Origin of the sequence: Mucilaginibacter sp., from assembly GCF_965277465.1 — a bacterium.
Classification (GTDB): domain Bacteria; phylum Bacteroidota; class Bacteroidia; order Sphingobacteriales; family Sphingobacteriaceae; genus Mucilaginibacter.
The window spans coordinates 2706175-2721034 of sequence record NZ_CBDICW010000001.1; the positions used below are offsets into that span (position 1 = coordinate 2706175).

Genomic DNA, 14860 nt, shown 5'->3' on the forward strand with positions numbered 1-14860 from the left:
GATCATCAGTCAAGGCCAGGAGCCAAAAGATCAGGATTTATTGCGCCTCCGTTCGGTCTAGTGATCTTACTTAGATTATAATGCATCAGACCGTCATGTTCGGCACCGGTAAGGTGTCCTTTCTTAAAAAGATCATCCAGTGTAACTTTTACAAATGATCGGCTTTGGTCTGTTCCAAAACCGGGCTCCAGCTTTTCTAATGCTGCAATTACTTGCGTTGCCGTTCCCTCGCCAATCTGCGCAAGGGCAAAGATCATTTTATGAAGCTGGCTATCTGCTGTATCATAATGTGCCGGCACCTGAAGTGGTTTGTATTCCTCCCGGAATTCTGCGTCGGTCATCATAGTTTACCCTCCTTTTTCTTTTTAAAATGAATACGTGCCTGCTTAAGCCCTGTTGCAATGGCTTCACCTTCGTTACCGGTGGTTTTCAATACTTCATTAGCGATCGCTGTCGCTTTATCGCGGATGTTTTTAGGTTGATTTTTGAAAGATGGTGGATAGTTTCCGTCATGCCAGGGCATAGTCTCTACTTTTCTTTAATGAACATATCAATGTTGATTTGGTTTGATTAATCAGCATGCATAATTATGCTGCAACAATAAGACCTTAAAAGACGACCGCGTAACTTCTGAACCGGGTGTTGTCTTAACAGGAAGCTAAGCACTGCTTGCAGTAACTATAACGGGATAAGCTTTCCCCGGGAAAGCATTGTAGAAAGCGCTGGTCCATTTGCATTCCAGTATAACTATCACTAAAATATCTTTAGTTTAATCAATATGAACCTTCCTCTGCAAGAATAGCTGATAGTGCTATTGAAAACTTTAACATCCTAATGTACATCAATTAAAAATGATGGCAAATGTTTAAGAATTATGAACTCTTAAAACTTTTATTCTTAATTCCTCAAACTTTAAAGAGCGAAATTTGTCTTTGCAATATGATCAATCCCATACAGGCCAGTCTGTTACAAGCTGACGGTTCCGAACGTTATGTTATCATTGAACCTATTTTAGACAAAGATGACCGTGGTCAATTGGCTGGCACCGGGCAGTACAAGATCTATAAAGACGCCTTTGGTGATCAAACCTTGTTATTTACAGAACCTAATGAAAGCCTGGCAAAAAATGACCTGCCTGACTCTGCTAATCCGGACTACCTGGGCAGCTTTTCCATAGATGCTGAAACGGGAGAGTTTATCTATGAAGGCATGGTCATACTCACTGACGATGAATTGCAACAGGCCGGAAAATTAATTTTAAATAAGCTGGATTCTGGTACTTCATATAATTCATAGAGGTCAAATAAAGGTCGTTCAATACCGCTGAATCACTTCATATATGCTGATTTTTTAAGGTTATCTAAAATCTTGTCAATTAAGTTATTCGTAGTTCTCTCAGAATTTAATCAAAATTAAATGAGACTCATGGAATTCGGGGACTCCATTATTTACAATAGGACGTATGAGTTAAAACAGTCTTAATAGACATGGGACTAATTTTGATTGACGCAGGCTTCTGCAGTTAGTTTAATTTTTTTTGTTATAATTGTCTATTATTAGCGGGCATTCCTTTGCCTGCATTGTGATAAGGTTTTCTCTAAAAATATAAGCGTTAAAAATTCGTAAGCTAAAAGGATGCTTACAGAAAAATTGCGCAAATAACCAACTAATAAATCAGTCCCTGTCAATTTGCGAATTTTTGTTGAATCGATCGAGAATGTAACCTCTAAATGTTTTCGGCGTCTAATCGTAAAAAACATTTATAAATGATAATAGCTAATCGTCGAACATTTTTTTTAATACTAGTAATCTTTGTTTTTTTGCAATCGCGATTCTTGAAGGCTCAATCTTTGCCTTCTTACAGTCAAAATATTACGGTTAAACCGTTTTCTTTTCCATTACAATTAGAGATGCGTGTGCCTTTTGATCCGACTGCAATTCCAAGTGACCAAAAGTCTTTTTTGATATATGAGTTATACTTAACAAACTTCAATGCGTCTCCTATAAATTTGCGTCGCATTGAATTAATTGATGCAGATAAAAAAGAGAATAATCCGGTTGCAATCTTTGATACCACACAATTGATAACCATGGTACAGCCATTGGGCCGAGCTGTATCTGGTTTAGCTGGTAAACTAACCATTGCCGGTGGCCAGAGCGCAATTGTCTTTTTAGAAGTCATATCAGATCAGCATGTACCTTTTCCCAGTAAAATAATACATCGAGTTGTAACAGATAATGACTCACTAGAGGGGGCAACAATATCTACTCATAACACTATTTTGCAAGTCCTCAGCCCACCATTAGAGGGTGCTAATTGGATAGCAGCCGATGGCCCCAGCAATGACGTCGATAATCATCATCGGCGTGGAGTCATTATTCTGAATGGGCGTGCTGTGGATTCACGCCGATACGCTATTGACTGGAAAAAGGTTAAGGACGGCGCATCTTTTTCGGGCGATCCGCGAAATGTAAATTCCTATCTTTGTTACGGCGAAAAAGTATTAGCCGTTGCGGATGGTCTTATAATCAGAGCAAAAGATGGTTTGCCTGATAACATTCCTGGTCATGGTGAAGCATTTCATCCGGCTGTGCCACTTACATTCGAAACACTTGCCGGTAACAGTATTACAATTGACCTTGGAAACGGACATTTTGCTTATTACATGCATTTAAAGCCTGAAAGTTTACGCGTCAAAGTGGGAGATCGTGTGTACAAAGGCCAGATTTTAGCAAATATTGGCGGGTCAGGTGATGCGCGTGAGCCACATCTTCATTTCGAAGTCACAACTTCTCCTCAATTACTCTTAGGTGAGGGAATACCTTATTTAATAGACAGCTATCGCTTAAATTTTCAAAAAAAAGGCTATCCAGATATTCACCTACATGAATTACCGACTGACAAAGAAATTGTTGACTTTGGAAAAAAAGAGCGTTAAGTAATCAATGAGTAAAGATTAATCATAAAACTGAGTTTAGCCAGATAAATAACTACCGAATAATTATTAAAAAAATAAGTTTCCTCTACGTTCTCATGGAACAAGCCTGGGTGCTATCTAAAGTTTTGGCAGCTTAGGTTTCAGACTCTTTATTCTATTACCTTTTCCGTCCTTTTAGTGTTTAGTCATTATTTGCTTGAGGCCATGATAGCATTGCGTTATGATACAATGCTGCTTTTGACTGCAGGTCAACAAAGTGGGCGATGCCCTTTTCTTTGTAGATATTTAACGTTTCTAATGTGTTATATACGACTTTGAGCAATCTTATAGCGACAGCTACAATTGCTTTTTGCGCCTTCATACGCTTACGTAACTTATCAAATAGCGCATGCCAGTAAGAATCTTTCATACGAACAGCGGCCCAAGCTGCGCCGACTATAGCAACTCTTAAATAGCTGTTGCCCTTTTTAATGGAAGTGTTTTTCCGTTTACCTGCACTCTCATTGTTTCCTGGTGCAATTCCGCACCAGGCTGTAAAATGGTCAGCAGTCAGAAAACGGCTCATATCTTTTCCAGCTTCGCTGATAATGATTTCTGCCGATTTAATGCCTATGCCGCTGATGCTATCGAGGCACTCAAATGCCTGTGCATAATGCCCACTGATTATTTCAGTAATTGATTTATCTAAAAAATCAACTTGCTTTTGTACATGGTCATAGTCTTCTAACAGCATTTGTAGTTGATATGGTGATAACTTTGTAACGTGCCGTCCAGCGCTTTGATTAACTGTTCTTTTTTCGCCTTTACTTTACCTCTCGCACAATTGAGTAATTGTTCATGTTCGGTAACACCTTTTGCCAATAGTCGTATCATATCCATTGCAGATAATGTGTGGATCGAACTTATCACAGAGCACAGTTTGATATTGTTACTTTCTAAGATCTTAAGTAGACGATTCCTAATTCTGTTTAATTGCCATGTATAAAATAAGCGATTTCGGCAATAATCCCTGATTATACGCTGTGTATTATCTGGCATAAAGCTTGGTCGTACTAATCCATGCAGCAATAATGTACACAGCCATTTGGCATCTTTGCGATCAGTCTTGCGCTTTGGCATCTGCTTAATATGAACCGGGTTCGCCACGATAACTTCGATACCAGCTTCGGTAAGTATGGCGTATAAACTCATCCAATAAATACCAGTGCTTTCCATCAGGCAATGATGGATATTGTTTTCCTGTAGCCAATCTCTGATCTCTTTGAGTTCGCAGGTGTAAGTGCCAAATTCCCTGAACTCCTGATTGCTGCCATCTTTACAAGAAATAAAGCCGACGATCTTGTCCTTGTGCATATCCAAACCACAGGCTCTATCTAATTGAGGCATAATGTTCACATCTTCAATTACTTGTTGTTTCATAAATATCCTCCGTTGATTATCTATGATATACATTTTTATGAACCTGGGTGTTTTTCAAATCATAATACTTAGGTTAAAATCCCCAAGCAGCGAGTGTAAAGGGATTTTTATTTTCCCTTTTCACAAAAAATTTGGGGGTTATGGAATGTTAATATTTGTGTTTTGCCTATTGAAAATATTTGAGTCTTATTTATTTGGGACGCCTTGGAAATTGACCTTTGCTAACTAACTATGATAAATTCCAATCCTTTCTTTTCCTTGTTTAATCTTTGGTAACTGTGTCATTATGCCGGTTCGAATCTAAGCTAAATGCACCAGGCTGAATTCTTGCTTTGCAATCTATACCTCCGCTGTGAAGGTTTATGGAATTATACATTTTTGCTTCATCAACGTAAAAATTCTTAATTTTATAGTATATATGGAAAGGCCATTTTATATTGCATACGATGGATTTACTGCAAAAGTTACCGAACACGAGTTGCAGGAAATGCGGGTCTTTCATATAGCCTTTGATGGTACGCGAAAACCGCTGGTTATTACTGTTGCTGAAACCCCGGGTGGTAAGAAATGGTGGACATCGGTCCCACAGGGACGACAAAAAGAGGCGGAGGAAGTTGGCAAGCTTGTTGCTGATTATATCAGGGCGAAAAGAAAAGAAAAAGGTTGATCATGTGTTACTATAACGGACAAAAAGTTACCCGCGCTGAATTTATTCGATTGAAGGGAATAGAAAAAGCGATCAAAAATTTTAACTTCCTGAATGTTGGTGTACATAATGGTTTCAATTATGCGCCCTGTGCGATTTTGATTCCTTCAGCGGATGGTAAAGACTTTGATATTGTCCAGGCAGAATGGGGTTATGTTCCCGGATACGTAAAAACACGCGCTGAGGCCAATATCTTTCGGGCAAAATACACTTCCCTTAATTTTAAATCGGAGCATCTTTTTGTAAAAGAGGACGGCAAGCGGTCCATGTGGGCTGATGCAGCCAAGAATCGCCGTTGCCTGGTACTCTCTACTGGCATAGTGGAATCCCGTCATATCCCTAAAATTGGTAAAAAAGGCCAGCCATTAAAAGAAATGATCAGATATCCTTATCAGGTTAGCTTGAAGGATAAGGAATATTTTTATATGCCAGGCTTATACAACGAGTGGTTAGATCCGGAAACAAGTCAATTTGTAATGACCGTAGCTTTTGGAATCACTGATGCTAATCAGGTTATGTCGCAAATACATAATTCCAAAAAAAGAATGCCTTCCATTTTAACGGACGAACTTGCCTGGGAATGGCTGATGGAAAAACCCGGCGAAGAGCGCCTTTCCCAAATCGCCCGGACACAAATTCCGTCAAGGCTACTGGAGTTTTGTACCATTGACCGGAACTACCGTACTACCCTAGAAGCTACGCCTTTAGATTACCCGGAGTTAGCACCGATTAATATGAGTTTTGTAGATACGGAAGCCTTAGCATTTGATCACTGGCCAGCCAGCATGGAACCTGTATTGCATGAAAAAGAACAGCCGACGATGGTTGAGGCAACGTTCGGGACCTTTTATCCACCAGGAATTAAGAGTCAGGGCAATCTATTTAGCTAAACATTATTTAAAATTCCTTCCCTTATGAATGGCATCTTCCGCCTGCTGACTTTTCAGGGGGTTTTCCATAGGAATAAACGGCGAGGCTTTTTCGTCTGCCCGTGACAACGTTAAGACAGGTTGTTGCTCATTTCGGATGGCCGTCAGATTCCCTAATAGCTTGGTGATATCAGATACCCGCCTAACGATAATGTGGGTAACTTCTGTTTGTTCAACAACCCCTTCTACCATCAGCAGCCGGGCATGAAGGATCTCTTTACGGTATTGATCGAATAGCTTGGGAAAAACCACCAGATTCGTCGTGCCAGTCTCATCCTCCAGCGTGATAAAACACACGCCCTTTGCCGTTCCGGGTCGTTGGCGGATCAAAATCAGGCCGGCGGTTTTGATCATCGTTTTATTTGCGGTTTGAATAGCATCTTTAGCTGTTTTGATGTGCAGCAATTCAAGCGTTTTCCGGATAAAACTTAGTGGGTGGCCCTTAATCGAAAGGCCAGTTGTTGCATAATCCTGCACCACATGCTCTGACATCCGCAGTTCCGGTAAGCTCACCTCAGGCTCGTGAACGCTTTGCGATGGTTGTCCCTGCATCAATTGTACAGGTCGGTCATGAAGCGCGGATACCTCCCAAAGGGCGCGTCTACGGTCCAGGTTCATGGAACGAAAAGCATCGGCATTTGCCAATTGCTCCATCGTGGCAACGCTGACCCCGGCATCACAGATCTGGTGAGGTGCAGTATAAGGACTGGTCCTGCAGCCTACCAGTTTTTCCATTTCTTCCTTTCTAATGCCGTCAATCTCCCTAAACCCTAACCGGTGTGCAAAATATACACCTTGTTTGGTTTCCAGCGTGTTATCCCAATAAGAAAAATTAACATCGATAGGCAGTATTTTAACACCATGCTCACGTGCATTTCTTACGATTTGCGCCGGCTGGTAAAAACCCATTGGCTGACTGTTCAGCAGCGCCGCGCAAAATACTTCGGGGTAATAAAACTTCAGCCAGCAGGAAACATAAACCAATAGGGCGAAACTTGCGGCATGGCTTTCGGGGAATCCGTAACTGCCGAAGCCCTCCAGCTGTTTGAAAATACGGCGGGCATAGGCTTCGGTATAACCGCGGGCGGTCATCCCGCTGATCAGTTTATGCTCAAACTTGCTGACCATCCCGTTGAATTTAAAGGTCGCCATTGTCCGGCGCAGTAAATCCGCTTCGCCGGGTGTAAAGCCAGCAGCCACTATTGCCAGTTCCATCGCTTGTTCCTGGAAAAGCGGAACGCCAAGGGTACGTTCGAGAATTGACCGGATTTCTTCGGAAGGATAATCCACCGCTTCTTCGCCATTTCTTCGCCGGATATAAGGGTGTACCATGTCTCCCTGTATCGGTCCTGGGCGCACAATCGCTACTTCGATCACCAAATCATAAAAACAGGTCGGTTTCATGCGGGGCAGCATGGACATCTGCGCCCGGCTCTCGATCTGGAATACGCCAACCGTATCGGCTGCAGTGATCATTTCATAAACCTTAGGGTCATCCTGCGGAATATTGGCCAGGGTTAATCTTTTGCTGTAATGTTTTTGTACCAGATCAAAGGCTTTCCGGATACAGGTAAGCATACCCAATGCCAAAATATCCACTTTCATAAAACCAAGCGCATCGATGTCGTCTTTATTCCATTCGATGTTGGTACGGTTCTCCATACGGGCGTGGAAGATAGGGCAGAGGTCACTAAGCTTACCATCGGTTATAACAAATCCGCCCGTATGCTGCCCAAGCTGCCGTGGGAAACCGATCAGCAAAGAGGTCAGTTCGATCACTTTCATCAGATGCGGGTCGTTGGGATTTAGTCCCAATGCACCGATTTGCTCCGGGGTGATCTCCTCATCGGAAAGATCACCGTAAGCATTCGATAATTGCTTAACCACATCTGCCGAAAGTCCCATCGCACGGCCCACGTCATTTACCGCGCCTTTGTAATGGAGCATGAAAACCGTTGGCAGGATGGCTGCGCGGTCACGGCCAAAGCGATTATAAACATACTGTATTACTTCTTCGCGGCGCTCATGCTCAAAGTCAACATCAATATCTGGTGGTTCATTACGCTCCTTGGAGAGGAAACGGGCGAACAGTAAATTGGATTTATCAGGTGCAACTGAAGTGATCCCCAACACAAAACATACCGCGGAATTGGCCGCAGAGCCCCGGCCCTGGCAAAGGATATGCTGCCCGCGCGCCCAGGTGACGTAATCTTCGACCGTTAAAAAATAATCAGCAACATCCAGTTCAGCAATGATTCTTAGTTCTTCCTGAATGGCATTGACCACTTTTTCGGGGACTTGGTTCTCGTAATAGGCGTTTGCTCCTTTCCAGGCGAGGTATTCCAATTGCTCCTGGGGCGTACGCCCGGCCGTAGTCAGTTCACTGGGATACTTGTATTTCAAAGATTTCAAATCGAATGTACAGCTGTCCGCAATTATCCGGGCATTGATGATCGCTTCAGGATAATTGCGGAATAAGCGCGTCATTTCAGCCTTTTCTTTCAGATGCCTTTCGGCATTTTGGTGGAGTTTGTAGCCTGCATTAAAAATCGTGCATTTTTCCCGCACGCAGGTCAGGATATCCTGTAGCTCCCTGCGGCTGGGATGGTGGTAATGCACGTCATTGGTCGCTGTTAAAGGGATTTCTAATTCGGCTAACAGGAATAGTCGCTTGGCATCGTCACCCGTATAATATTTGGTGGCGGCAAGGTAGAGATTCGGCAGATTTTGCCGGTAATCTTTGACGTGTTGCGAAAAAACAAGTTCAAACTCAAAGTCCTGCGTGATCTTGTCCGGCGGGATAATGATGAAATAAGAACCTTCGGCATGCTGGTATACATCCCTTTTTGAAATATAACATTTCTCCTTTTCAGCACGAAGATTGCCCAGTGTAAGCAGCGCGGAAAGCCGGCCATAAGCCTCCTTATCGGTTGGATAGGCCAGCAAACTTGGGCCATCAAGCAGGTCCAGGCGGACACCTGGTATCAGCCGGATATTGCGGTCTTTGGCAACCTGGTAGGCGCGGACGATGCCAGCGAAAGTATTGCGGTCCGTGATGCCAATTGCATCATAGCCTAGGTCAGCCGCCTGGTCAACAAGTTCCTCGGGATGACTGCCGCCTCTGCGGAAGCTGAAATTGCTGGTCACCTGTAACTCAACGTAGCTCATGCGAAAAACCCATGTAAATACCAGTGCTGATTGTTTTCTGCTTTGTAGTGGCCGGATCGGAAAAGCCAGTAACGACGCCCGGCTTCGTCTTCGGCGATATAATAATCCCGGTGCTCACCAGGTTCAAGCCACCATTCGCGCTCAATGCGCTCGGGGCCATCTGCACCAACAATGATATGCTGTTCACCTTTCCAGATAAATAATTTAGGGGGATAATCTGGAGTCAGCGCCATCGCCTCAATACGTTCCGGTTGATCCAGTATTTGCATGGGACGCGGTTTATCCGTACGCCATTCGCTTTCGGGTAATTTTTGAATATCACCATTGGCTTCCGGCGTACGTTCCGGCCAGTAATGTTCGCCGGGCAGGTAACGATTGATATGGGCTGTGCCGATCCTGCCCGCTACGCGGTCAAGCAATTCAGCCACCTCTTCACCATCAGCTCCGCCCTTGGCTGACCAGAGTTCACTTTGTTTGTCATTTACCGCTTCGGTCTTCAGCGCATCTAAAACAAACAATTCAATGCCCAGTCCTGGCGCTATCGTTTCCAGTTTAATAAAAAACAGTTTGAATAAGTGCTGTGTCCGGTTACTTGCATGATTTGTGCCAATGGTGATGCTCCCGTTCCTGCCATCAACCCTGTACCAGGTTAACATCGCAGAGCGGATACCAAGCCCTTCACTATAAAGCCTTTTGCAAAGTCGTTCGAGCAGGTCTTTCAAACCAATTTCTATAGCTGGGCGGGTACGAACAGGCTCCAGGCAATCCAGACGTACACTGTAAGGCACCGGTTCTTTAAGCGGAAATAAATATTCTGCCTCCTGACCGAGCGCTTGTTGAAGCCGCAATACCATGTCTTTGCCAAAGCGCCTGCGCAGAACGGCGTTGGGCATATAAATAAAACTATTGATCTGGTACAGGCCCAAATTCCGCAGTTTCAATAGTTGGTTCTCTGGCAGACGAAGCGCAGCAGGAGGTAAAGGCATCAACGCATTCCTATGTTCGCCTTCGGGTACGATAAGGCCGGAGCTTGCCCAACGCGCTACGCCCCAGGCTGTGCCGATCGTATCAGCAATTGCGGGCCGCACATGATAACCTATACCTTTTAAGCGTGACACGATATCCTGTAAAAAAGCTTTTTCACCGCCTTTTAAATGTGTGCAGCCGGTAACGTCCAGTAATAGTCCGTCAGGCGGGTCAAGCTGTACGAGCGGCGTATAACGCAGGCACCACTCCGCGAGGCCGGTTAGTAATTTCAGGTTGCGGCCCGGTTTGCCATCGAAAACCTGGAGATCCGGCGCGATGACCCGTGCATCGGCAACGGTCATGCCTTCCGTTACCCCGTACTTACGGGCTTCATCAGTCAGCGCGGTAATGAGCATGCGGCCATGATCAGGTTCGGCAAAGACGTAGGCTTTCCCTTTCAGCCCGGTTTGGCGGATCGCTTTCCAGTCTGTAAGTAAATGCCGGAACCATATGGACGCAAAACGCTTAGGCATAGCGGCGCATTCCTTCCGTAACCTGGCGTGCAGGGACCGTTTGAAAATTCTGTTTTTTCCATTCTATAGTCCAGTTCCCTGGTCTGCCATTCCTTACTTTCAGCAATTCAACCTGCCAGCGCGGATGGCCGACGCCAGGCATACCTGCTCTTAGTTGACTGCGTACAGGCCGTATCTGCCAGCGCGTAACGCAGGCCGTAGTATTGACTTTTTTGACATCCTTTCGCAAAATAAATCCGGTTACATGGCTTTTCTCAACGGCTAATTGTAATCGCTGGGATTCTGTAAAGCTGAGGTCTTTAGTTTCACATATTACTGTAACAACGCCCTCACATTTCAGCGCTTCCTCGGTAACCCAAAGCACATCCTTTTGTAGCGGCACATCCACAAAAATAACGCGCTCAGGATCAACTCCGAACAGTTTCAATGCTGGCGGATATATGCGGCGGGTATAACTGATCCAGAGACAGGCCCCTCCGCTGCTCAACAGTTTTTGGACAAGTCCGGCAATAAAACCACCGCTGGCAGCGGTGTCTTCCGGACAGCTGCTGATGAACTCATGGGTCGCGCCGGTAGGGAATACGCCGTTGGGAAAAGCAGCGGCTAAAGGCCCAAGGCCGAGATCATTGTCCGCGCAAGCTTGCGGCGGGCGGAAACCCTCCCAGCGGATCATATCCTGCCTGATTTTGCTTATAATTTCTTCTTTCGTAGCAGTCATGGTCATCGTTTAAAAGTCAAAATGCATTTGATCAAAATTCAGCTTCCGGCTGTTGTTATATGCCCGGATAGCTGTGGCGATGGTTATTACTTCATCCGCCAAAAAGACCTCTTCTTCGCTAAAACCTAAAGGTTCTTCAGGGTCCAGCGGATCGTCTTCAATATTCACAGAAATTACTGAATGATGATTGAATGTCCGGATCTGATAGCGCATATAACCCAAATTATCAGAAAGTTGATCCAGCTGCTCAGCGGATAGTGTTATCAGCCGCTCATGGAGCTCGATTTGTAAATTGAATGGTACCATATTTGACTAATTTCAGGACCATAAAGTTATGCTAATATTTTTAGCATTTTACATGGCTTTTTTACAATTTTCTTCACATTTTTTTTAATGAAAGCGAATTTCGGAGCAGAACGCATGCTGATTAGTAAATGGCAGGGTGCATTATACCCGATAAGGTAGGATATGGGTTGTTTGGCTTTTGGAGAAACGGTATACCGGCCGCATTTTAGGGTGCTAAAGGTAACTGGATAAAATGGTCCGTTACTGGTAATGACGGACTGGAAGATGTAATGATTTGGAAAGAATGATCAAATACCCCAAAGATTATACGAATTATACCATTAGCCCAAATTCTTTCACTATGATGATGAACCGAAAAAATCCCGGTATTATAACTAAACTCCTTTGATTATGGGATAACTGGTCACCTGCTTAACCTCGTTCATTACAAAATGACTGGTGAAGTTTTCAATTCCCGGCAGATTGGATAGTTTCTTCAGCAATACCTGGCTGTATTCAGCCATATCATTTATGGCGACCCGCAGTAAAAAATCATAGGCGCCAGTCAAATGATAACAGGCCATGACTTCATCCAGCTTAACCACCTCCTGCATAAAATCAAGCAGGCTTTTTTCGGTATGCTTCTCCAGGCTTACTTCAACGAAGCCGGTCAGCCCGCGCCCGATCTTTTTGTTGTCTACGATTACCGTGAAGCTTTTAATGTAACCATCATCTAACAGCCGTTTGACACGAACGTGCACAGCAGTTACAGACTTATGGACTTTATGGGCGATTTCTTTGTATGAGATGCGGGAGTCACTTTGCAGCAGGTTAAGGATGCGGCGGTCCGTATCGTCCAGTTGATTGTTGATCATAGTTATTAATTTAATCCAGGTAAGACCGGTTAAGCGTCAGGCTTTCTTCGGCCAACATCGCTTCCGCTGCCAGTACCATTTCCGCAGAACCGATAAAAATAGGAGATCGCTGGTGTAGCTTGGATACCTCCAAATCCAATATCCTTTCAGTGCCGTTCGTTGCCCTGCCGCCCGCCTGCTCGATCACCAGGGCCAAAGGATTGCATTCGTAGACCAGCCGCAGCTTGCCATGGGGCGCAATTGCCGTTCCCGGGTAGATAAATATGCCGCCCTTGACCAGATTGCGGTGTATGTCAGCCACCATAGAGCCTATATAGCGCGATGAATAAGGGCGGTTGCTTATATCGTCGTTCACTTGGCAATATTTGATGTACTGTTTAACGCCTTGCGGGAAGTGTACATAGTTTCCTTCATTGACGGAATAAATGCTGCCTTGCTTCGGGATTTGCATGCCAGGATGTGACAAGCAGAATTCACCGATAGCGGGATCAAGTGTAAATCCATTAACGCCCTTGCCGGTCGTATAAACGAGCATGGTCGAAGATCCGTAAAGTATATATCCTGCAGCCACCTGTTCCTTGCCTTTTTGAAGCACATCTCCGAGGACGGCAGACCCTGCCCGGCTCAGTCTCCGGTAGATAGAAAAAATTGTTCCTACCGGTACGTTGACGTCGATATTGGATGAGCCGTCCAGCGGGTCAATGGCAACGGCATATTTGGCGGTTTTTGAAATTAATGAATTGATCGGGATGATGTGCTCATTTTCTTCTGATGCAATAATGCAGCATTCACCGCCGCTCCGAAGTGCGGCTATGAATTGTTCATTGGCATAAATATCCAGTTTTTGCTGGACCTCGCCCTGGATGTTGCTCGTACCCGCTGCTCCGGTGATATTCATCAGTCCGGCCTTGTTCACCTCTCTGCTCACGATTTTGGCGGCAATCCCGATATCGCGCAGCAGGCGTGAAAGTTCACCTTTGGCATAAGGGAAATCGGCCTGTTTTTCAATGATAAATTGCCCCAGTGTTTGAAATTCCGGCATAGGCTTAGTGTATTTTATACGTTTATTTTTGGCTACAATTGATGGACGAATGTAAATACTTTTAACCTAAAAAATAGAATTTAATAATTTATAGATAAATACTAAGTGTACAGAAAGGTGATTTTATCTGTGCTTTTTGGCACTTTTTTCTAAAGCCTGGCTGTAAATGCCGGTAAAATGGTTTTTCAAACCGAAATGATGCAGTTAGTCGGTTTTTTTTTCTAAAGTTGACTGCCCATATAGTTTGTTTTCCATAAAGACCGAACCTTTGCAATAGAAATCAGCGGGCTGCGGCTGCTGCTTAATGAAAACCAAACGGGTATCAACCCGGATAGCAATTATGAAGAAAAAAGAAATTTTGATTATTGGTAATGGTTGCCCGTTTATGAAAAGCCTTTGTGCAGCGTTAAGGAATAAATATGGCCTGTCCGGCGTGGTTACTGCCGGTAAAACCCTTGCTACGGATATTTTACTGGATACTGCTAACCGGCAGGAACTGGAGCAGCTGCTTGGTGCAAATTCAATAAGGCAAATTTATTTCCTGGAAGGCTTAACAATTGAGGGTGAAACGGCTGGTAAAGATCATGCAGGTGAGTTTCCATTCAGAAGCCTGCCTGGTATATTTGAAGCGGCAGTCAAATACCGGGTCGAAAAGGTTTTTTGGGCCGGCAATATTACTCTTTCAATGGACATTGCTTCGGGCACCCTTGCGTATATTGATTATTGGTGCAACTTCTACTTCCAAAAGCTAAGACTAGACATTCGCGGAATACGATTCCCCTTTATTCTTTCACCAGGTTCGGAGGAATGCGGCCCTATGAGTAGCTATGTGGAAACTGCCTGCCGCTATGCTCTCGAAAAAAGAGCCTATACTTGCTTTTTTGCAGAAGATACCTTTCTTCCCTGGATATTTCTTCCGGATGCCCTGCGGGCTGTGCTGGAGTTCATGGATGCGCCGAAAGAACAGCTTAAATTTAGTACAGTTTACGATGTTAACGGAATGGCCTTCGCGCCCTGCGACCTGGCAGATGAAATCTGCAGGCAGCTGCCTGGATTTAACATAACATTTCAACCGGATCGCCGTGACCACCTGGCACGTCAGCTGTCTGCCACACTTAGCTGTGATAATGCCCAGAGAGACTGGGGCTGGAAGCCTGCCTATAACCTGGAGCGCACGGTAGCAGCAATAATAAGGAGTATTGCTCCTGAACCGGGTTTTCCGCTTCCGCCCGGTCAGGCCCGACAATTATATGAATTTTATCCCCACGAAACTTTTTAAG

At 44.5% G+C, this 14860-nt stretch carries 15 protein-coding genes; 5 read left to right on the forward strand and 10 right to left on the reverse strand.

What is annotated here, in order from left to right:
- Positions 1 to 5 precede the first annotated feature (5 nt).
- Together ACQY4U_RS12170 and ACQY4U_RS12175 are read right to left on the reverse strand one after the other, a co-directional pair.
- The gene (locus ACQY4U_RS12170; protein WP_428329681.1) at positions 6 to 344 is read right to left on the reverse strand and encodes a hypothetical protein; all 339 of its coding nucleotides are present in this window, start codon (positions 342 to 344) and stop codon (positions 6 to 8) included.
- Positions 341 to 523, reverse strand: coding sequence for a hypothetical protein (locus ACQY4U_RS12175; protein ID WP_428329682.1), 183 nt, complete (start codon positions 521 to 523; stop codon positions 341 to 343). The genes ACQY4U_RS12170 and ACQY4U_RS12175 overlap by 4 nt, the downstream gene beginning before the upstream one ends.
- 416 nt (positions 524 to 939) lie before the next feature.
- On the opposite strand from ACQY4U_RS12175, the gene ACQY4U_RS12180 reads away from it, so the two are divergent.
- Positions 940 to 1296 (forward strand): hypothetical protein, encoded by a 357-nt coding sequence (locus ACQY4U_RS12180; protein WP_428329683.1) that lies wholly within the window; start codon positions 940 to 942, stop codon positions 1294 to 1296.
- A gap of 470 nt (positions 1297 to 1766) precedes the next feature.
- Entirely contained in the window at positions 1767 to 2939 is a 1173-nt protein-coding gene (locus tag ACQY4U_RS12185) for a M23 family metallopeptidase (protein ID WP_428329684.1), read from the forward strand.
- A gap of 181 nt (positions 2940 to 3120) precedes the next feature.
- Here ACQY4U_RS12185 and ACQY4U_RS12190 read toward each other — a convergent pair whose 3' ends face one another.
- Entirely contained in the window at positions 3121 to 3672 is a 552-nt protein-coding gene (locus ACQY4U_RS12190; RefSeq protein ID WP_428329685.1) for a transposase, read from the reverse strand.
- On the reverse strand, positions 3663 to 4358 hold the full coding sequence (locus ACQY4U_RS12195; RefSeq protein WP_428329686.1) for an IS110 family transposase: 696 nt from the start codon (positions 4356 to 4358) through the stop codon (positions 3663 to 3665). The genes ACQY4U_RS12190 and ACQY4U_RS12195 overlap by 10 nt, the downstream gene beginning before the upstream one ends.
- A 418-nt stretch (positions 4359 to 4776) precedes the next feature.
- On the opposite strand from ACQY4U_RS12195, the gene ACQY4U_RS12200 reads away from it, so the two are divergent.
- Both ACQY4U_RS12200 and ACQY4U_RS12205 read left to right on the forward strand, forming a co-directional pair.
- On the forward strand, positions 4777 to 5025 hold the full coding sequence (locus ACQY4U_RS12200; protein ID WP_428329687.1) for a hypothetical protein: 249 nt from the start codon (positions 4777 to 4779) through the stop codon (positions 5023 to 5025).
- A 2-nt stretch (positions 5026 to 5027) separates the two neighbouring features.
- Entirely contained in the window at positions 5028 to 5954 is a 927-nt protein-coding gene (locus ACQY4U_RS12205; protein ID WP_428329688.1) for an SOS response-associated peptidase family protein, read from the forward strand.
- Between the two features lie 3 nt (positions 5955 to 5957).
- Here ACQY4U_RS12205 and ACQY4U_RS12210 read toward each other — a convergent pair whose 3' ends face one another.
- From ACQY4U_RS12210 to fbp, 6 genes are all read right to left on the reverse strand, one after another.
- On the reverse strand, positions 5958 to 9161 hold the full coding sequence (locus ACQY4U_RS12210; RefSeq protein ID WP_428329689.1) for an error-prone DNA polymerase: 3204 nt from the start codon (positions 9159 to 9161) through the stop codon (positions 5958 to 5960).
- On the reverse strand, positions 9158 to 10660 hold the full coding sequence (locus ACQY4U_RS12215; protein ID WP_428329690.1) for a Y-family DNA polymerase: 1503 nt from the start codon (positions 10658 to 10660) through the stop codon (positions 9158 to 9160). The genes ACQY4U_RS12210 and ACQY4U_RS12215 overlap by 4 nt, the downstream gene beginning before the upstream one ends.
- Positions 10653 to 11384 (reverse strand): ImuA family protein, encoded by a 732-nt coding sequence (locus ACQY4U_RS12220; protein WP_428329691.1) that lies wholly within the window; start codon positions 11382 to 11384, stop codon positions 10653 to 10655. The genes ACQY4U_RS12215 and ACQY4U_RS12220 overlap by 8 nt, the downstream gene beginning before the upstream one ends.
- Before the next feature lie 3 nt (positions 11385 to 11387).
- Entirely contained in the window at positions 11388 to 11684 is a 297-nt protein-coding gene (locus ACQY4U_RS12225; RefSeq protein ID WP_428329692.1) for a hypothetical protein, read from the reverse strand.
- Between the two features lie 374 nt (positions 11685 to 12058).
- On the reverse strand, positions 12059 to 12538 hold the full coding sequence (locus tag ACQY4U_RS12230; RefSeq protein WP_428329693.1) for an Lrp/AsnC family transcriptional regulator: 480 nt from the start codon (positions 12536 to 12538) through the stop codon (positions 12059 to 12061).
- Between the two features lie 10 nt (positions 12539 to 12548).
- Positions 12549 to 13580 carry a class 1 fructose-bisphosphatase gene (gene fbp / locus ACQY4U_RS12235; protein WP_428329694.1) on the reverse strand — a complete coding sequence of 344 codons (1032 nt, stop codon included), beginning with the start codon at positions 13578 to 13580 and terminating at the stop codon, positions 12549 to 12551.
- A 340-nt stretch (positions 13581 to 13920) separates the two neighbouring features.
- On the opposite strand from fbp, the gene ACQY4U_RS12240 reads away from it, so the two are divergent.
- Entirely contained in the window at positions 13921 to 14859 is a 939-nt protein-coding gene (locus tag ACQY4U_RS12240) for a hypothetical protein (RefSeq protein WP_428329695.1), read from the forward strand.
- Position 14860: the final 1 nt, after the last annotated feature.

Bases quoted from the DNA above. Each gene is read 5' to 3' on its own strand.
- ACQY4U_RS12215 (WP_428329690.1), bottom strand. From the start codon at position 10,660: ATGCCTAAGCGTTTTGCGTCCATATGGTTCCGGCATTTACTTACAGAC.
- ACQY4U_RS12170 (WP_428329681.1), bottom strand. From the start codon at position 344: ATGATGACCGACGCAGAATTCCGGGAGGAATACAAACCACTTCAGGTG.
- ACQY4U_RS12200 (WP_428329687.1), top strand. From the start codon at position 4,777: ATGGAAAGGCCATTTTATATTGCATACGATGGATTTACTGCAAAAGTT.
- ACQY4U_RS12185 (WP_428329684.1), top strand. From the start codon at position 1,767: ATGATAATAGCTAATCGTCGAACATTTTTTTTAATACTAGTAATCTTT.
- ACQY4U_RS12225 (WP_428329692.1), bottom strand. From the start codon at position 11,684: ATGGTACCATTCAATTTACAAATCGAGCTCCATGAGCGGCTGATAACA.
- ACQY4U_RS12230 (WP_428329693.1), bottom strand. From the start codon at position 12,538: ATGATCAACAATCAACTGGACGATACGGACCGCCGCATCCTTAACCTG.
- ACQY4U_RS12205 (WP_428329688.1), top strand. From the start codon at position 5,028: ATGTGTTACTATAACGGACAAAAAGTTACCCGCGCTGAATTTATTCGA.
- ACQY4U_RS12240 (WP_428329695.1), top strand. From the start codon at position 13,921: ATGAAGAAAAAAGAAATTTTGATTATTGGTAATGGTTGCCCGTTTATG.
- ACQY4U_RS12210 (WP_428329689.1), bottom strand. From the start codon at position 9,161: ATGAGCTACGTTGAGTTACAGGTGACCAGCAATTTCAGCTTCCGCAGA.
- ACQY4U_RS12190 (WP_428329685.1), bottom strand. From the start codon at position 3,672: ATGCTGTTAGAAGACTATGACCATGTACAAAAGCAAGTTGATTTTTTA.
- ACQY4U_RS12180 (WP_428329683.1), top strand. From the start codon at position 940: ATGATCAATCCCATACAGGCCAGTCTGTTACAAGCTGACGGTTCCGAA.
- ACQY4U_RS12220 (WP_428329691.1), bottom strand. From the start codon at position 11,384: ATGACCATGACTGCTACGAAAGAAGAAATTATAAGCAAAATCAGGCAG.
- ACQY4U_RS12175 (WP_428329682.1), bottom strand. From the start codon at position 523: ATGCCCTGGCATGACGGAAACTATCCACCATCTTTCAAAAATCAACCT.
- fbp (WP_428329694.1), bottom strand. From the start codon at position 13,580: ATGCCGGAATTTCAAACACTGGGGCAATTTATCATTGAAAAACAGGCC.
- ACQY4U_RS12195 (WP_428329686.1), bottom strand. From the start codon at position 4,358: ATGAAACAACAAGTAATTGAAGATGTGAACATTATGCCTCAATTAGAT.